Source organism: Pseudomonas sp. P7759 (assembly GCF_013386445.1).
Lineage (GTDB): Bacteria > Pseudomonadota > Gammaproteobacteria > Pseudomonadales > Pseudomonadaceae > Aquipseudomonas > Aquipseudomonas azotoformans_A.
Map to the genome: position 1 here is coordinate 46397 of NZ_JACART010000053.1, position 14319 is coordinate 60715.

The following is a 14319-nucleotide window of genomic DNA, read 5'->3' on the forward strand; positions in this document are numbered from 1 at the left end:
TGCGCCGCCCGACGCGCAACACTCAAGACCGAGGCTTTCCCCCCACCGCCGGCCCCCGAAGATACAACGCCTCCACCAGCTTCTGCCGCTCCTCCCGAGGCAACGTACCGGCAAACTGCGCCAAGGCAGAATCCACTAACGCCCGCAGTGCCATATCCGCCTCCCGCGCCTTGGCCAGCTCCGTCACCAACACATCCCGATCCAAGGTCGGCGCCTCCAACTGCTTGATCACCCCCAACCGCGCCTCCCGCCCCGCCATCACCAGCGGCTGGCTATCGGCACGGTTATGGCGCAACAACTGGCGCAACTCGCGCCGCCGCTCCGGCGGCAACTTGACCATCGCCTGGCGCAACCCATGCTGATTGACCACCGCCTCAACAGGCTTGGCACTCGCCATCCAGTGGTAAAGCCCCCCGCCTACCCCGCCGATCAAAAACACATTGAGCAGCACCGAGACCAGCAACCACGGTTTAAGAGATTGGGCGCTCATTGCTCGGTTTCCTCAGCGTTGACGGTAAAGATCACTTGCGCATCGCCCTGGTCAAACACGCTGGGCAACACCTCGGCAGACACCATCGGCAACGGCACGCTCAAGGACGCCACCAACATCCCAGTGACGACACCGGCAACGCCCACCCCCACCAGCCCCGCCGGTGACAGCCAGCCGGCATAGCGCGACCAAAACGACGCACGGCGCGGCGCCGACTCACGGATCTGTCGGGTCAGCGCCGGGTCGATAAATGCCAGTTGATGACTGTCCAGCTGAGCGTCGAGCCAGCCGGCCTGATCCAACGCTTCACGGGCACTGGGATTGCCGCTAGCGAGCAGCGCCTCGGCCGCCCCGCGCTCAGCCAGCGGCCAACGCTGCAGGTCGGCGCCATAGGCATCGGCCAGATAAGCAAATCGTTCGGGTGTCATGATGTTCCCCTTCCTGGGCGGGCAAGCCCGGATGTATCGGCAAGTTGGCGGCGCAACTGGCGTCGGGCCCGCGACAGCAGGCTCTCCAGTGCCTCGACGCTGATGTTCATCAGGGCCGCGGCGTCGATGTTCGACAGCTCCTGGTAGTACTGCAACACAATCGCCTCGCGCTGGCGCTCGGGCAAAGCGGCCAGTGCGGCGGCCATGCGCGCGCTGCGCTCGGTGCTTTCCAATTGTTCATCCAGAGGCGGTGCGCTGTCCGCCAGCTCCAGCGCCTCCTCCTCGTTCAACGGCCGTTCCTTGCGCCGACGCAAGCGGTCATGGCACAGGTTGAGTGCCACGCGGTGCAGCCACGTGTCGAAACGCGCCTCGCCACTGCGCCAGGTGGATGCCTGGCGCCAGATACGCAGGAAACTTTCCTGGGCCACGTCCTTGGCTTCGTCGGCATCCCCCAAGATCCGGCTGGCGAGTGCCAGCAGACGCGGCAGTTTGCGCGTCACCATTTCATTGACGGCCGCAGGTTCGTTGTTGCCGATACGTGCGAGCAGTTCAACGTCCGGATCAGTGTCGTTCAATCGGGCAGTTCTCGGTCAGCGGATCCAATGCCCTTCGCGCCAGTACCAGTTGGGACCGTGGGCTTCCCAATGGCCGGGCTCCCAACGTGCGTTGCGCATCACCGGCTGCCAGTGACCCGGCACCCAGCCATAACCGCGCCCTTCCCAGCGCCAGTGGCCTCGGTCCCAGGCGTAACCGGGCCGCTCCACGGGGACCATTTCCACGCGCTCCGGTGGCGGCGCCTGGCGGATGATGATTTCGGTCTGGGCAAACACCGGGGTGCTGACAAACGCGGCAAGGGCCAGCGGAGCAAGCAAGGCAAAGCGCAATGTGGCCTGGGGTCTCATGGCAACTCCTTCATGCAACGGGCGAAAGTGCCGGTTGCTGATGGGTTGAACGGGGCGTGTCGAAAAATCCGTCGCAGGATGCGCAGATTATTGTCGCAGGCAGTATTGCCCAGGGGAGGAAGGCATTTGATGAAAGGTTTGAAAGCTTCGCGACGGATTTACGCCGGTGACAACGTTGAAGGATTAACGCTGATCAACCCAAGAGGAAACACCATGTCCCGCCGACTTTACCTGCTGGTTGCCGCACTGCTGATCGCCAGCCTCAGCGGCTGCGTGATCGTGCCGGAACACCGCCACTGCTGCTGGCGCTATTACGGCGCGCTGGATGCGCCGACCCACAGCGTCAACAGCTAGCCGACCGCCGCAAACCCCCGGCGCCCGGCCTTGATTTCGGTGCGCAACTCGCCAATCAGGTTTGAGATGGAACGGATGCTGTCCAAACCTTCGGGGGACACGCCGGTCAGCAGCAAGTCGACCCGGCCGGACTCCGGCTCGAAGATATTAATGCGCAGCGAGCCGTCGCTGTTCAAGGTGCAATCGCATGCCAGCGGCAGGAAACCCGAGGCCATGATGCGGTTGAATTCAACGATTGAAATCATGACAAGTTCCCATCCCTGGGCCTCACGAGGTGTTGTGATGGAGACAGAGTAGATGAGGTTCTACAGGGCATGGAAGCATTAATGCAAAAGTGTTAGCCATGCCTCATTTCGCTCCGGAAACGCCGAATCACTGACGCCAGAAAACCCGCTTTTTGACCTCTCGTCTGCTGCTCCGGGGAGGGCTTGACTCGAAGCGTCGATCACCAGACGCTCTTGGCTTTTCGCCATCATCTTGAGCCAAACCACCATGAGCATCGACCCTCCGAGCCAGCCCGACAGCGATGTGTACAAGACCTTGCTGGAGTCGACCAAGGCCATCCCTTGGCGCATCGATTGGCAGAGCATGACCTTCAGTTACATCGGCCCGCAGATCGAGACCTTGCTGGGTTGGACTCCGCAGAGTTGGGTGAGCGTGGACGACTGGGTCGAGCGCATGCACCCGGATGATCGCGAATACGTGGTGAATTTCTGCGTGTCGCAATCGCGCGCCGGGGTTGACCACGAAGCGGACTACCGCGCGCTGACGGTGAACGGCGACTACGTGTGGATTCGCGACGTGGTGCATGTGGTGCGCAAGGACGGCGAAGTCGAAGCGCTGATCGGGTTCATGTTCGATATCAGCGAACGCAAGAAGACCGAAGAGCACCTGGTGCGCCTGCAAAAACAACTCGAGGAATATTCCTACCAAGATGGCCTGACCGGCATCGCCAACCGGCGCATGTTTGACACTGTGCTGGAGCGCGAATGGGCCAGCGCCCAGCGCAGCCAGTTGCCGCTGTCGTTGATCATTCTGGATATCGATTTTTTCAAGCAGTACAACGACCACTACGGCCATATCAAGGGCGATGAATGCCTGCGTCAGGTGGCGAACACCCTGTCCCAGGCGGCCAACCGTCCGAGGGATTTCATTGCGCGTATTGGCGGCGAAGAGTTTGTGTGGTTGTTGCCGGAAACCGATGCGGCGTCCGCCCGGCAGGTGGCGCAGCGCTGCCTGCACCTGATCTGCCAGCAGCACATTGAGCACGGTTTTTCGCCGGTGTCGAACCTGCTGACCCTGAGCCTGGGCGTCGGTACGCGCATCGTGAAACCCGACAGCCCGATGCTGGGGTTTGTCGAGGCCGTCGACAAGTTGTTGTACCAGGCCAAACGTAATGGGCGCATGCGCGCGGAGTTCGCTGACGGTGAAATGTGACGCGAGGGTCAAATCGCAGGCAAAAAAAATCCCAAGTAGCTGATGGAAACTTGGGATTTAAAAATGCATAAACCGTGGGAGGTGAACGCCCGGCTATAGTAACGATTGTAAAAACCTGTAACAAGATTATTTTAATCCTTTCGTCGGATTAAAAGTGCTGTAAGTCATTCAATAACCACACGTTTTTTAAGGTAGCGCGGTGTATCAGTGCCACTTTATGGTGCAACTACCAACAGTATTTCCACTTATAAAAAAGGGTTATTGGGTTAAAGCGGCGTCACACTTTTGGATATACGTTCATTCAGTTGCTTGCAGGCTTCTTGTGTTTCTAGGCTGTTGGGCAGTACAGAGCGCCCCACACTTTCCACCTGCCGGCAGAGCGTCAGGCGTTCGTTGGCGGCTTCCCGCTCGCGGTCAACCTCGGCGTTGAGCCGCACAAAATAGAATCCCAGCAACACTGCAGCGCAGAGCACGCCGAGCACGAAGTAGCGAAAGCTGTTGGACGGCGCATCTTGTGGCTGTTGCATAATCCTCGAGCGCCCTGCTCTATCTGTGACGAAGCGCAATTGTATGCAAATAGAAACACAGTGAATGTCGTGGATTTGTAAAACGCCCTACAGAGCCTCGCGCTGCTGGCGACGGAACTGCCCCGGTGCCAGGCCATGGGCCTTGCGGAAACACCGGGAAAAATACGCCTCGTCAGTGAAACCGCAGCGGTGCGCGACCACGCCAATCATCTGCGCACTGTTGAGCAACAAGGTGCGCGCCAACTGCATGCGCCGGTCGAGTACCAGTTGCGAGAAGGGTTTGCCGGTTTCCTTGCGCAACAAATGAGTGAGGTAGTTGGGCGACAGGAACGCCGCCGCCGCTGCATCCGTGAGGTTGAGGGTCGGTTCATGCAAGTGCTCGCGGATATAGCCCTGCACCCGTGCCAACGCATCCTTGCGCCCGCGCCGCGTGGCATTGTTGGCGGCGAAGGCCTGCAACGGCTCGGCGTATTGCTCGCAGACCAGGCCGACCAGTTGAAACAGATAGCCCTTGAGGCGTTCGCGGGCGCCGAAGGTACGGTGGGCATCGAGTTCGCGCATATGGGCGAGCCAGGTTTTTACCTGCTCGAACGCCGCATCTTCAAGGATGAAGTCCAGCTGTTCCTGAAAGCGAAACGGCGAAAGCTCGGGCGCCTGGCCGATGGGGATGTCTTCCAGGTCCAAGGGGTCGCAGGTCAATTGCGGCAGGAAAAACGCCTGGCTGAAGTTGATCAGCATGAATTCGCCCTCTTCGGGATGGGGAATCACATGCAAGCGATGGGGCAGGATGAACGCTAGGGCTTTGCGCGGAAACGGCCGCACCGCGCCGCCGATATGCTGCACGGTGTCGCCGCCGAGGTTGATCTGGATCTGGAAATACTCATGGCGATGAGGGCTGGTCAGCGCCGCCCGCCCGCGTTTGTCGCGGATATAGAAGTCGGGGCGGTCGCTGCGTTGTTGCATGCCGTAAGTGGTGACGCGGGTGCCTGGCATAACGGTCTCTCGGGTGGCCTGGGCACCACTGTAGCCTCAACCCTGGCCGAGGGTGAAACGCAACTCGCCGATGCCGTCGATGCCGGCGGTGACGACATCGCCCGGTTGCAAGGTGCCGACACCTACCGGAGTGCCGGTGAAGATCAAATCGCCGGCCTTCAGTGCAACGGATTTGGAGGCATGGCTGATCACTTCACTGACGGACCAGATCTGGTCGGCCAGGTCGCCCACCTGACGCTGTTCACCGTTCACGTTGAGCCAGATCTTGCCACTGGACGGATGCCCGACCACGCTCACCGGCTGCAGCGCAGTTGTCGGTGCGGATGCATCGAACGCCTTGGCCCAATCCCACGGGCGTGAGAGCTTTTTCGCCTGGGCTTGCAGGTCGCGGCGGGTCAGGTCGATACCGACGCCATACCCCCAGATGTGGGAAAACGCTTGTTCCGGGCTGATGTCCACCCCGCCCTTGCCGATGGCCACCACCAGTTCCACTTCGTGGTGCAGGTCGGTGGTCAGTGGCGGATAGGCGACCACGCCTTCGGCCGGCACCACGGCATCCGCCGGTTTCATGAAGAAGAACGGCGGCTCGCGGTCCGGGTCATGCCCCATCTCACGGGCGTGTTCGCTGTAGTTACGGCCCACACAGAACACCCGGCGCAGCGGGAAGCGGGCTTCGCTGCCCTGCACGGCCAGGGATGGGATGGGCGTCGGGGTGAATACATAGTCAGTCATGGCTTGGGCCTCGTCGTTACCTGGCGCCAGTATGGCGAGTGGCGCCGGGGCGAAGTTGGACAGGTCTACGCAGATTTTGCACTGGCCGGTGCTTGAGGCGACCGATCCAACAGGCGATACAACGGCAGGCACGCCGCCTGGATCAACAACATGCGGATGACCTGCATCGCCGTCACCAATGTCACGGCCAGGCCCAGGGCCTCGGCGGTGAGGCTCATTTCCGGCGCGCTGCCGGGCATCATGCCCAGGGCCAGCGACAGCCACGGCATGCCCAACCCGGCACCCAGCGCCCAGGCGGCCAATGCGCTGGCGACCACCGAGCCGGTCAATAGCAGCAGCACTTTGCCCAGCAGGCCCGGCGCGCGCTGGAAGAAATTGCGGTCAAACGCAACGCCCAATGCACAGCCGATCAGCAACTGGCCGCTGCCGCTGAGCCAGCCCGGCATGCTCATCGACAGGTGATTGCAGCCCACGCCCACCGCGCAAATCAGGAACGGCCCGAACGTCCAAGGGTTAGGCAACTTGCACTGCTTGAAACCCAGGGCCGCCAGCCAGCCCACACCGAGGATGAAGATCAGCCAGGGCCAGATCACCGGCAACGGTGCATGCGCAGCGACGGGGGGCATGCCGAAGGTGGCGGCTGCCGGCACCGTCAAAAGAATCAGCAACAATCGGATGCTATGGGCGGCGGCGATAAAACTGGTGTCCGCCTGGCGTTGGCGGCCAAGGTGCACCATCTCGCTGGAATTGGCCGGCATCAAGGCAAAGAATGCGGTGCTGAAAGGCACGCCCCAGCGATGCAGGAGCAGCACCGAACACAGCGCCAGTACCAGCGTGAGCAACACCGCCGTGACGATCAGCCCGAGATGAGCCGCCACCTGCTGCATCACCGGCAGCGTGAAATGACAGCCGATGGCAACCGCCACGATGAGTTGCCCGGCCTGACGGCCGTGGGGAATTTCCGGCACCAGGCTGCCGGCGCAACGGGTCAGCATCACGGCGACCAGCGAACCGATCACCCAGGGCAACGGCCACCCCGCCCAACTGGCAAGACTGCCGCCCAGCGCGCCGATAATCAGTGTGAAGAGCCAATGGTTGGGCATGGTCGGGTACTCGGCATGGAGAAGAATGCCGACAGGCTATAGACTTGCCTTCATCACAGAAAATATCCATTTGTGAAACCAGCTATCACTCTTTGTTATGCGAGCCATCATGAACCTGAAAGCGCTGGAGTACTGCGTCGAAATCGCCCGCCAAGGCAGCTTCACCAAGGCCGCCCAGGCATTGCACGTGGCACAGCCGGCGCTGAGCATGGCGGTGAGCCGATTGGAGGATGAACTGGGTGTGGCCCTGTTCAACCGCGCGACGCGGCAGATCAGCGTGACCGCCGAAGGCCAGCTGTTCCTGGCACGCGCCGAAGCGTGTCTTGAAGGTTTGGCCGGTGCCCGCCGTGAATTGCAGGACCTGACCCAACTGCACAGCGGCGAAATCCGCGTGGGCGTGCCGCCCATGTACGGCATCCGCCATATTCCCGAACTGCTGATGCAATTTCGCGCCCAGTACCCCGGCATTGCCATGCATGTGGTGGAAGGCAGCGCCGATGACATCAGCGAACGCCTGGCCACACGGGATATCGATGTGGCGCTGCTAGAGTCGCGACGGGTGGATCCGGCATGGGAGTCGGTGCTGCTCGGCAGCGATGAGATGGTGTTGTGCATGGCCGAAGATCATCCGCTGGCGGGCAACTCGTCCATTGCGGCGCAGCGGCTGCAACACGAACCGATGCTGGTGTTCGACAACACCTTCCTGCAACGCCATCTGCTGGACGCCTTTTGCAGCAACGCCCGGGTGCGTTTCAACATTGCCCTGGAAAGCAACTTCGTGCCGCTGGTGATTACCGCCACGCGCAACGGCATGGGCGTCTCCACCTTGCTGCGGTCGGTGCAGGAGCAAGAGCCAGGGTTGGCCGGCGTGTCATTCGAGCCGGCGCAATTCATGCACTTCAACCTGTGCTGGCGCGCCAGCGAATACCTGTCCCAGGCCAATCGGCGGTTCATTGAAACGGCGAAGGTGTATTTCCAGGAGGACGCCAGCTCGCCGCTGTCACGTTAAGCGGTTATTTGCGTGCGACTTTGTAGCGCACGCAATCCTGATAGAAACCCTGGCGGATCGCCTCGGGCTTGAGCCGTGAACGGCTGTCGTAGGTCTGCTCGGTGATGCCCATGGCCATCATGCGCATCCACGACTTGTTGAACTTCATGCTTTGGATCTTCTGCCGCGCCGCGTATAGCGAAACGCCGGACAGTTTGAGTTCTTGGGCCCTGGCGGCGGTGCCGGCGCCCCAACTGCACATGTACTTGTCACCCTCGCGCAGCTCCCGTGCCTGCACGGCAGCCGCGCCGCCAGCCAGGGAGCAGGCGATCAGCATGATTCCAACAGAGCGCATTTGCATCCTCACCTAACCACCTGAAAATAAAAGCGATTCTGGCGAGGATTTTGTTACAAATGGGCCATTAAATTGCCTTATTGCGCAATGTTTCAGCTGGCAGCCGCCGGCGTGGTGCGAAAGGTGATACCCAGGCGGTTGAAGGCGTTCATCAAGGCAATACCATAAGCCAGGTCGGCCAGTTCCTTGGCACTGAACTCCGCGGAGGCCGCTGCGTACTCGGCGTCCGAGACGTCGCTGTGGGTGACCGCTTCCGCGAAGGCCAGGGCGATGCGTTCACGGGCGGTGAACACATCTCGTGCATCGTGCCACACCGGCACCAGCACCAGCTTGTCCACGGCCAGGCCTTGCTTGAGCAGGTCACGCGAGTGCATGTCGATGCAGAAGGCACAGCCATTGATCTGCGAAACGCGCAGGTAAACCAGGTCGATCAGCGCCTTGGGCAAGCCGCTGTTTTGCAGGTAGACATAGACGCCACCGAAAGCCTTGTAGCCTTCCGGGGATGCTTGGGTGTAATCGAGGCGAGTGGTCATGATAATCCTGTCGAAGTTGAGTGAAGGCACCATGTTGCAGCGCCATGGCTCACCTCTGAAGAGCCAAGAATGGGCCCGGTGACCGGACCATGATGGTCTAGTCAAATATTGCAGTTATGGTCCTTGGGTACAGGTCATGCAGCCGCTACAGTTAAGGCAGGCGCGACCAGGAAATCTCCCCCCATGCACACCCTTCCCCCTTTGGACCCTACCTCGGCCGAGCCGATCTACCGTCAGCTTTACTGGCGGTTTCGCAGTGCCATCGCCGAAGGCCTGCTCAAGCCCGGCGAGCGCGTCCCGGCGGCACGGGCCCTGGCCAAGGAGTTGGGACTCGCGCGCGGCACTATCGACAGCACCTACGCATTGCTGACCGCCGAGGGTTACCTTGAGGCTCGCGGCCAGGCGGGCACGGTGGTGGCGCACGGCATCCAGAGCGCCCAGCCTACGCCCGTGGTCATCACGCCCTACAACGCGGTGCGACAACAGTCACAGGTGCGCCCCTTCCAGATGGGCCTGCCGGCGCTGGACGCATTCCCACGCAAAATCTGGTCGAAAATCGCCGCCCGCTGCGTGCGCGCCACACAACTGGCGGACATGTCCAACCCGCCGGTCTGCGGCCTGCCTTCGCTGCGCACCGCTATCGCCAGTTACTTGCAGGTGGCGCGGGGAATCCATTGCTCGCCGGAGCAGGTCTTCGTCACGTCGGGCTACCGCAACACGCTGAGCCTGATCACCCATGCGTTGCTCTCCCCCGGCGACGCGGTGCTGATGGAAGACCCAGGTTATCTGCCCACACGACCCTTGCTGGACCATTTGCAGATCAAGTCCATCCCTGTGCCTGTGGACCAGGACGGCCTCTGCGTACAACACCTCAGCGCTGCCCGCGCCGTGGTCGTCACCCCGGCCCATCAAAGCCCGCTGTGTGTGTCGCTGTCGCTGCCGCGCCGCCTGGAACTGCTGGACTGGGCCCGCCGTGAACACGCCTGGATCATCGAGGACGACTACGACGGCGAGTACCGTTACGTCAGCCGCCCTCTACCAGCGCTCAAGAGCCTGGACCGTGAGGGCCGGGTGCTTTACGCGGGCACCTTCAGCAAAGTGCTGTTCCCCGGCATTCGCCTGGCCTATCTGGTGGTGCCCGTTTCCCAGGTCGGGCGTTTCGAGCAGGTCAGCCAGAGCTTCCTCGGCAACTGCCCGGAACTGACCCAGGCCATCGTCGCCAGTTTTATCGCCGAAGGGCATTTCGCCCGGCACATCCAGCGCATGCGCAAGCTGTACGGCGAGCGCCGCGAAGCCACCGCCAACGGGTTGCGCAAGGTATTGGGCGGGCATATTTCCATTGATGCACAACCTGGCGGGATGCACCTGATCCTGCGGTTCAAGACCCCGCAATCAGACCGCGTGCTGGTGCAGAAACTGGCAAGCGTCGGGCTCTTCGCAGAAGCCTTGAGCGAATGGAATGTCGTGCAGCACAGCGGTCCCGGCCTGCTGCTGGGGTTTGCCAACATCGACTCCCAGGCCAGCGCTGAAGCATTGGGCCGGCGCATCCTGGAATGCTTGTTGGCCTAGTCATCAAGCGATTTCTTGGCGCTGTGGTTGTCGGCCAACAGGCGTGAAACTGCGACGCCCTCTCCCAACCAGGAATTCTGATGCGCAGTCTCACGGTGTTTTGCGGCTCCAACTTCGGCACCCACCCTCGCTACAGTGAAGACGCCAAAGCCCTGGGCCGTGAAATCGCCCGGCGCGGTATTCGCCTGGTCTACGGCGGCAGCGCCAAAGGCTTGATGGGCGTGATTGCCGACAGCGCGCTGGCTGAGGGTGGCGAAGTGATCGGCGTCATCACCCGATTGCTGCATGAACTCGGGCACATGCATCCAGGGCTCAGCGCCTATGAAATCACCGAAGACATGCGCAGCCGCAAAGCACGCATGAGCGAACTGGCCGATGGGTTTATCGCCCTGCCCGGCGGCCTCGGCACCTTTGAAGAGTTGTTGGAAGCGATGACCTTGACGCAGCTTGGCGAACACCACAAAGGCGTGGCCTGCCTGAACACCGCACAGTTTTTCGCGCCGCTGCAGGGTCTGTTCGCGCACGGCGTGCAGGAAGGCTTCATCAAGGCCGAACACAGCCAGATGCTGATCGTCGAAGACCACCCCGGCGCCCTGCTCGATGCCCTTGGGCGGTGGCAGGCGCCGGTGGTCGACAAATGGATCGAGCCCGCCAAGCGCTAGCCCGTTTCGGCCTTGGCGATGCTGCTCCCGAATCCTTTCGCCAAGGCCTTTTTTACTTCACCACTGGTAGGTCGCGCTCGCCTGCACGGTGCGTTGCGAGCCATACCAGCACCACGAATAGGAGTAGCAGGACGCAACGTACTCTTTGTTCGCCAGGTTGGTGGCATTGAGCGCCAGGCGCAGGTTGTCCTTCAGGCTGGTGATGTTCGGGATGTCGTAGTGCACCGCCGCATCGAACAGGGTGTAGCCCGGCACCTTGAGGGTGTTGGCCGTATCACCCCAGGACGAGCCGACATACCGCGCACCCGCGCCCGCACCGAAACCTTTCAGGTTGCCATCGTGGAAGGTGTAGTCGGCCCACGCCGACGCGGTGTGACGCGGTACGCCGTAGGTGGTGGTGCCTTCGGCCGCGATGGCCGGGCCTACGCCGATGTCGCTGATGGGCGCATACCGCACGGTGTTGTTGGACTTGCTGATGCGGTTGTCCAGGTAGGCATAGGCCGCAGTGATGTCCAGGTTATCGTTGAGGCTGGCCTTGCCTTCCAGCTCAAAGCCACGGGATTGCACTTCGCCGTCCTGGCTCTGGCAGCGCCCGGTACCGCACAGATGAGTCGGGTCCGGGTCGGTGGTCAGCACGTTGGTCTGGCGCAGGTCGAAGATCGCCGCGGTGATAAAGCTGTTGCTGCCCGGCGGCTGGTACTTGATGCCGATTTCATACTGCTTGCCTTCGGTCGGTTTGAACACCGAACCGCCGTAGCCCGTGCCCGACTGCGGGTTGAACGACTCGGCGTAGCTGGCATAGGGGGCGAGGCCATTATCAAACAGGTAGACCAGGCCGATACGGCCGGTAAACGCCTTGCTGTCCAGGGACGACTCGGATTTGGCGCCGGTGCGAATCGTCTTGGTGCTGCTGTCAGTGCTGGCCCAGTCATAGCGGCCGCCCAACAACAGAACCCATTTGTCCCACTTCATCTGTTCTTGCAGGTACACGCCGGTCTGCTCGCTGCGCGACGTGCCGTCGGTGGTGTAGGCCGGTACCGGAACGGCTGCACCATAGACCGGATTGAAAATATCCAGGGTTGGCCCGGCGGTGTACACGCCCGAGCCGGACTTGGTGTCGGTGCTGGTGTTCTGGTAGTCCAGCCCCATCAACAAGGTGTGCTGCAACGGGCCGGTGTCGAATTTGGCCTGCACCTGGTTGTCGAGGGTGTAGGCATCCAGGTCGACATCGCTGGCGATGGTCGAACGGCGGATGGTGCGATAGTCCGCCATCAGGTAGTTGCTGTAGAGGCTGCGATACTGACCTTCGCTGCGCAGGTAACGCGCATTCTGGCGCACGGTCCACACGTCATCGAAGTGATGCTCGAATGCCCAGCCGATGCTGTAGTACTCGCGGTCACTTTTCTCGAAATTCTTTTCGCCGTCGTAGAAATCCACATCGATGCTGCGCCCGGTCGGGCTGTGCAGCACCGAGCCCCAGGCCGGCACCGAACCGTAGGACGCGCCTTTGGGGTCCTTCTGGAAATGCCCGAGCAAGGTCAGTGAGGTGGCGTCGTCGGGGCGCCAGGTGAAGGCACTGGACAGTGACTGGCGGCGCGTCTCGGTGTGTTCTACCTGGCCATCGGCATCGTCGAAAAGCCCGGCCACGCGGTAGGAATACACGCCCTGATCATCCAATGGGCCACTCAAGTCGAAGGTCGTGCGTTTCTTGTTGAAGGTGCCGTATTCCACGCCCACTTCGTGAAACGGCGTGTCCAGCGGGCGCTTGCTGACCATGTTGATCACGCCGCTCGGCGTACCCTGGCCGTAAAGGACCGAGGCCGGGCCGCGCAGCACTTCAACGCGCTCCAGGTCGAAAGCGTCCTTTTGCGGCAAGGCGTCGCGACTCGATGGCATGCGCAGGCCGTCGAGGTAAGTGGCCGGAGAGAAACCCCGGATGGTCAACTGGTCCAGACGCGATGCGGTGGCGCCACGGGTCTCCGGAATGACGGCGGCGCTGTAGCGCAGGATCTGGTTGAGGCTCTCGGCGTTTTGCGCACGCATCTGGTCTTTGGTGACGATGGAGATCGACTGTGGGGTTTCGATCAGCGCAGTGTCGGTCTTGGTGCCCGACAAGCTGCGTGTGGCCACATAACCGGACACTGGCCCGGTCGGGCTCTCGGTCTGGTACGCGCCGCTGATCGTGGTGGCTTGCAGCTCCATGGCCCCGCCGTTATCCGGGATGGCTTCGAGGCGGTAGCGGTCGGCGGAGAGTTTCAAGGCTTGCAAGCCGCTGCCGGCGAGCAACTGGTTCAGCGCCACATCAGTGTTGTACTGCCCACTCAGAGCCTTGCTGCGCTTGCCACGGGTCAGGCTTGCATCAAACGCCAGCACCAGGCCGGCCTGCTCGGCCAGGCTATTGAGCGCCTGGCTCAAATCACCGGCGGGAATCGAGAAACTGCGCACGGCGCTGCTGCTCTCTTCGGCAAAGGAGGACTGGACGGTCAGCAACGGCACGGCGGCAAAAGCCATCGCCACTGACAAGGCCAGTGGGTGCAAGGGACGAGCAAGGCGCGACATGGGAAATCCTGCGTAAGGGAGGTTCTATAAACCATGACGGCCATGTCGGAAGATCGGGTAAGGATGAGAGCGATTTTTATTTGAGTTGATGCGCTGCAATCAGGTTTTTCGCTCTTTTGTGTAGCCCTTTGGGTTGGTTTTTTGCGCTTTTTTCCCATGCTCAGTCAGCCCTTTCTGAATTTCTCAACCGCTCATCCCGCTGCGTTTTGCTACGGCATGCTCCGACGCCTTGCCCTTTGCCGAGACGTCACGGATGACCCACCCTTCCCACATTGCCCTGATTGAATTTGAGCTGGATGGCTTTCATCAGAGCCTGGTTATTTATCGCCAGCAGATGGACGCGTGGTATTCGCGTGCGCTGGATTCGGTGAGCCATGGGCTAGACATGCCGTCGCTGCTGGGGATGGATCGGGTGTTGCGGGTGGGGGATTCGCAGCGGGCGGTGAGTATTGCGGATGCCGACTTTTCCACCGTGGCCCAGTGCCCGGTGGGCGGCGAGCTGAAGATCGAGAGCCTGTTCGAGTCGGTGTATGACGTGCCGATCGGCAACATCCCGGTGGAGGTGATCGGGCTGGATGACGGCAGTTCCACCGTGATCATGCTGGATGAACAGGGCAAGGGTTCGCACCGCTGCGCGGCGGGCGGACGGTATCAAGTGCAGGTGCAGGGGGGCGTTTCTACTGAGCA

At 61.5% G+C, this 14319-nt stretch carries 17 protein-coding genes and 1 pseudogene; 6 read left to right on the forward strand and 12 right to left on the reverse strand.

The genetic code is table 11. The features are described from left to right. Positions 1 to 22: 22 nt before the first annotated feature. Genes HX823_RS27785 through HX823_RS27800 form a run of 4 tightly spaced genes read right to left on the reverse strand, consistent with a single transcriptional unit; the run spans position 23 to position 1820 of the window. Positions 23 to 490 carry a periplasmic heavy metal sensor gene (locus HX823_RS27785; protein WP_177077774.1) on the reverse strand — a complete coding sequence of 156 codons (468 nt, stop codon included), beginning with the start codon at positions 488 to 490 and terminating at the stop codon, positions 23 to 25. Beyond that, positions 487 to 918 (reverse strand): hypothetical protein, encoded by a 432-nt coding sequence (locus HX823_RS27790; protein ID WP_177077776.1) that lies wholly within the window; start codon positions 916 to 918, stop codon positions 487 to 489. Before HX823_RS27790 ends, HX823_RS27785 begins: the two co-directional genes overlap by 4 nt. Continuing rightward, positions 915 to 1493 (reverse strand): RNA polymerase sigma factor, encoded by a 579-nt coding sequence (locus HX823_RS27795; RefSeq protein WP_038851558.1) that lies wholly within the window; start codon positions 1491 to 1493, stop codon positions 915 to 917. The genes HX823_RS27790 and HX823_RS27795 overlap by 4 nt, the downstream gene beginning before the upstream one ends. 15 nt (positions 1494 to 1508) lie before the next feature. After that, complete coding sequence (locus HX823_RS27800; RefSeq protein WP_038851555.1) at positions 1509 to 1820, reverse strand: YXWGXW repeat-containing protein; 312 nt, start codon at positions 1818 to 1820, stop codon at positions 1509 to 1511. 213 nt (positions 1821 to 2033) lie between these two features. Between HX823_RS27800 and HX823_RS27805 the strand changes: the two genes are divergently transcribed. After that, on the forward strand, positions 2034 to 2174 hold the full coding sequence (locus HX823_RS27805; protein WP_177077778.1) for a hypothetical protein: 141 nt from the start codon (positions 2034 to 2036) through the stop codon (positions 2172 to 2174). Here HX823_RS27805 and HX823_RS27810 read toward each other — a convergent pair. Then, entirely contained in the window at positions 2171 to 2419 is a 249-nt protein-coding gene (locus HX823_RS27810; protein WP_038851554.1) for a DUF1652 domain-containing protein, read from the reverse strand. The two genes, HX823_RS27805 and HX823_RS27810, sit on opposite strands and share 4 nt — an antisense overlap. 247 nt (positions 2420 to 2666) lie before the next feature. Between HX823_RS27810 and HX823_RS27815 the strand changes: the two genes are divergently transcribed. Then, complete coding sequence (locus HX823_RS27815) at positions 2667 to 3611, forward strand: GGDEF domain-containing protein (protein WP_177077780.1); 945 nt, start codon at positions 2667 to 2669, stop codon at positions 3609 to 3611. Positions 3612 to 3877: 266 nt separating this feature from the next. On the opposite strand, the gene HX823_RS27820 is transcribed toward HX823_RS27815, so the two are convergent. The 4 genes from HX823_RS27820 to HX823_RS27835 all read right to left on the reverse strand — a co-directional run bounded on the left by HX823_RS27820 (position 3878) and on the right by HX823_RS27835 (position 6966). After that, the gene (locus tag HX823_RS27820; protein WP_038851552.1) at positions 3878 to 4138 is read right to left on the reverse strand and encodes a hypothetical protein; all 261 of its coding nucleotides are present in this window, start codon (positions 4136 to 4138) and stop codon (positions 3878 to 3880) included. 87 nt (positions 4139 to 4225) lie between these two features. Beyond that, positions 4226 to 5131 (reverse strand): AraC family transcriptional regulator, encoded by a 906-nt coding sequence (locus HX823_RS27825; RefSeq protein ID WP_177077782.1) that lies wholly within the window; start codon positions 5129 to 5131, stop codon positions 4226 to 4228. A gap of 36 nt (positions 5132 to 5167) precedes the next feature. Continuing rightward, the gene (locus HX823_RS27830) at positions 5168 to 5863 is read right to left on the reverse strand and encodes a fumarylacetoacetate hydrolase family protein (RefSeq protein ID WP_177077784.1); all 696 of its coding nucleotides are present in this window, start codon (positions 5861 to 5863) and stop codon (positions 5168 to 5170) included. A gap of 65 nt (positions 5864 to 5928) precedes the next feature. Beyond that, positions 5929 to 6966 carry an AbrB family transcriptional regulator gene (locus HX823_RS27835; RefSeq protein WP_177077786.1) on the reverse strand — a complete coding sequence of 346 codons (1038 nt, stop codon included), beginning with the start codon at positions 6964 to 6966 and terminating at the stop codon, positions 5929 to 5931. Positions 6967 to 7075: 109 nt separating this feature from the next. On the opposite strand from HX823_RS27835, the gene HX823_RS27840 reads away from it, so the two are divergent. Next, entirely contained in the window at positions 7076 to 7975 is a 900-nt protein-coding gene (locus tag HX823_RS27840) for a LysR family transcriptional regulator (protein ID WP_038851547.1), read from the forward strand. A gap of 4 nt (positions 7976 to 7979) precedes the next feature. Here the strand turns inward: HX823_RS27840 and HX823_RS27845 are convergent, their stop codons facing one another. Together HX823_RS27845 and HX823_RS27850 are read right to left on the reverse strand one after the other, a co-directional pair. Then, positions 7980 to 8309 (reverse strand): hypothetical protein, encoded by a 330-nt coding sequence (locus HX823_RS27845; RefSeq protein ID WP_177077788.1) that lies wholly within the window; start codon positions 8307 to 8309, stop codon positions 7980 to 7982. 92 nt (positions 8310 to 8401) lie between these two features. Further along, the gene (locus HX823_RS27850; protein ID WP_177077790.1) at positions 8402 to 8842 is read right to left on the reverse strand and encodes a carboxymuconolactone decarboxylase family protein; all 441 of its coding nucleotides are present in this window, start codon (positions 8840 to 8842) and stop codon (positions 8402 to 8404) included. Positions 8843 to 9025: 183 nt separating this feature from the next. On the opposite strand from HX823_RS27850, the gene HX823_RS27855 reads away from it, so the two are divergent. Together HX823_RS27855 and HX823_RS27860 are read left to right on the forward strand one after the other, a co-directional pair. Next, complete coding sequence (locus HX823_RS27855; protein WP_177077792.1) at positions 9026 to 10411, forward strand: PLP-dependent aminotransferase family protein; 1386 nt, start codon at positions 9026 to 9028, stop codon at positions 10409 to 10411. 80 nt (positions 10412 to 10491) lie between these two features. Further along, entirely contained in the window at positions 10492 to 11073 is a 582-nt protein-coding gene (locus tag HX823_RS27860; protein ID WP_177077794.1) for a TIGR00730 family Rossman fold protein, read from the forward strand. Between the two features lie 57 nt (positions 11074 to 11130). On the opposite strand, the gene HX823_RS27865 is transcribed toward HX823_RS27860, so the two are convergent. Beyond that, positions 11131 to 13632 carry a TonB-dependent siderophore receptor gene (locus HX823_RS27865; protein ID WP_177077796.1) on the reverse strand — a complete coding sequence of 834 codons (2502 nt, stop codon included), beginning with the start codon at positions 13630 to 13632 and terminating at the stop codon, positions 11131 to 11133. 253 nt (positions 13633 to 13885) lie between these two features. Between HX823_RS27865 and HX823_RS27870 the strand changes: the two are divergent. Beyond that, positions 13886 to 14319, forward strand: a pseudogene (locus HX823_RS27870) (RHS repeat protein); the annotation flags it as partial.

Excerpts from the sequence above, each read along its gene's own strand:
- HX823_RS27785 (WP_177077774.1), bottom strand. The coding sequence starts at position 490 with ATGAGCGCCCAATCTCTTAAACCGTGGTTGCTGGTCTCGGTGCTGCTC.
- HX823_RS27790 (WP_177077776.1), bottom strand. The coding sequence starts at position 918 with ATGACACCCGAACGATTTGCTTATCTGGCCGATGCCTATGGCGCCGAC.
- HX823_RS27800 (WP_038851555.1), bottom strand. The coding sequence starts at position 1,820 with ATGAGACCCCAGGCCACATTGCGCTTTGCCTTGCTTGCTCCGCTGGCC.
- HX823_RS27805 (WP_177077778.1), top strand. The coding sequence starts at position 2,034 with ATGTCCCGCCGACTTTACCTGCTGGTTGCCGCACTGCTGATCGCCAGC.
- HX823_RS27810 (WP_038851554.1), bottom strand. The coding sequence starts at position 2,419 with ATGATTTCAATCGTTGAATTCAACCGCATCATGGCCTCGGGTTTCCTG.
- HX823_RS27815 (WP_177077780.1), top strand. The coding sequence starts at position 2,667 with ATGAGCATCGACCCTCCGAGCCAGCCCGACAGCGATGTGTACAAGACC.
- HX823_RS27820 (WP_038851552.1), bottom strand. The coding sequence starts at position 4,138 with ATGCAACAGCCACAAGATGCGCCGTCCAACAGCTTTCGCTACTTCGTG.
- HX823_RS27825 (WP_177077782.1), bottom strand. The coding sequence starts at position 5,131 with ATGCCAGGCACCCGCGTCACCACTTACGGCATGCAACAACGCAGCGAC.
- HX823_RS27830 (WP_177077784.1), bottom strand. The coding sequence starts at position 5,863 with ATGACTGACTATGTATTCACCCCGACGCCCATCCCATCCCTGGCCGTG.
- HX823_RS27835 (WP_177077786.1), bottom strand. The coding sequence starts at position 6,966 with ATGCCCAACCATTGGCTCTTCACACTGATTATCGGCGCGCTGGGCGGC.
- HX823_RS27840 (WP_038851547.1), top strand. The coding sequence starts at position 7,076 with ATGAACCTGAAAGCGCTGGAGTACTGCGTCGAAATCGCCCGCCAAGGC.
- HX823_RS27845 (WP_177077788.1), bottom strand. The coding sequence starts at position 8,309 with ATGCGCTCTGTTGGAATCATGCTGATCGCCTGCTCCCTGGCTGGCGGC.
- HX823_RS27850 (WP_177077790.1), bottom strand. The coding sequence starts at position 8,842 with ATGACCACTCGCCTCGATTACACCCAAGCATCCCCGGAAGGCTACAAG.
- HX823_RS27855 (WP_177077792.1), top strand. The coding sequence starts at position 9,026 with ATGCACACCCTTCCCCCTTTGGACCCTACCTCGGCCGAGCCGATCTAC.
- HX823_RS27860 (WP_177077794.1), top strand. The coding sequence starts at position 10,492 with ATGCGCAGTCTCACGGTGTTTTGCGGCTCCAACTTCGGCACCCACCCT.
- HX823_RS27865 (WP_177077796.1), bottom strand. The coding sequence starts at position 13,632 with ATGTCGCGCCTTGCTCGTCCCTTGCACCCACTGGCCTTGTCAGTGGCG.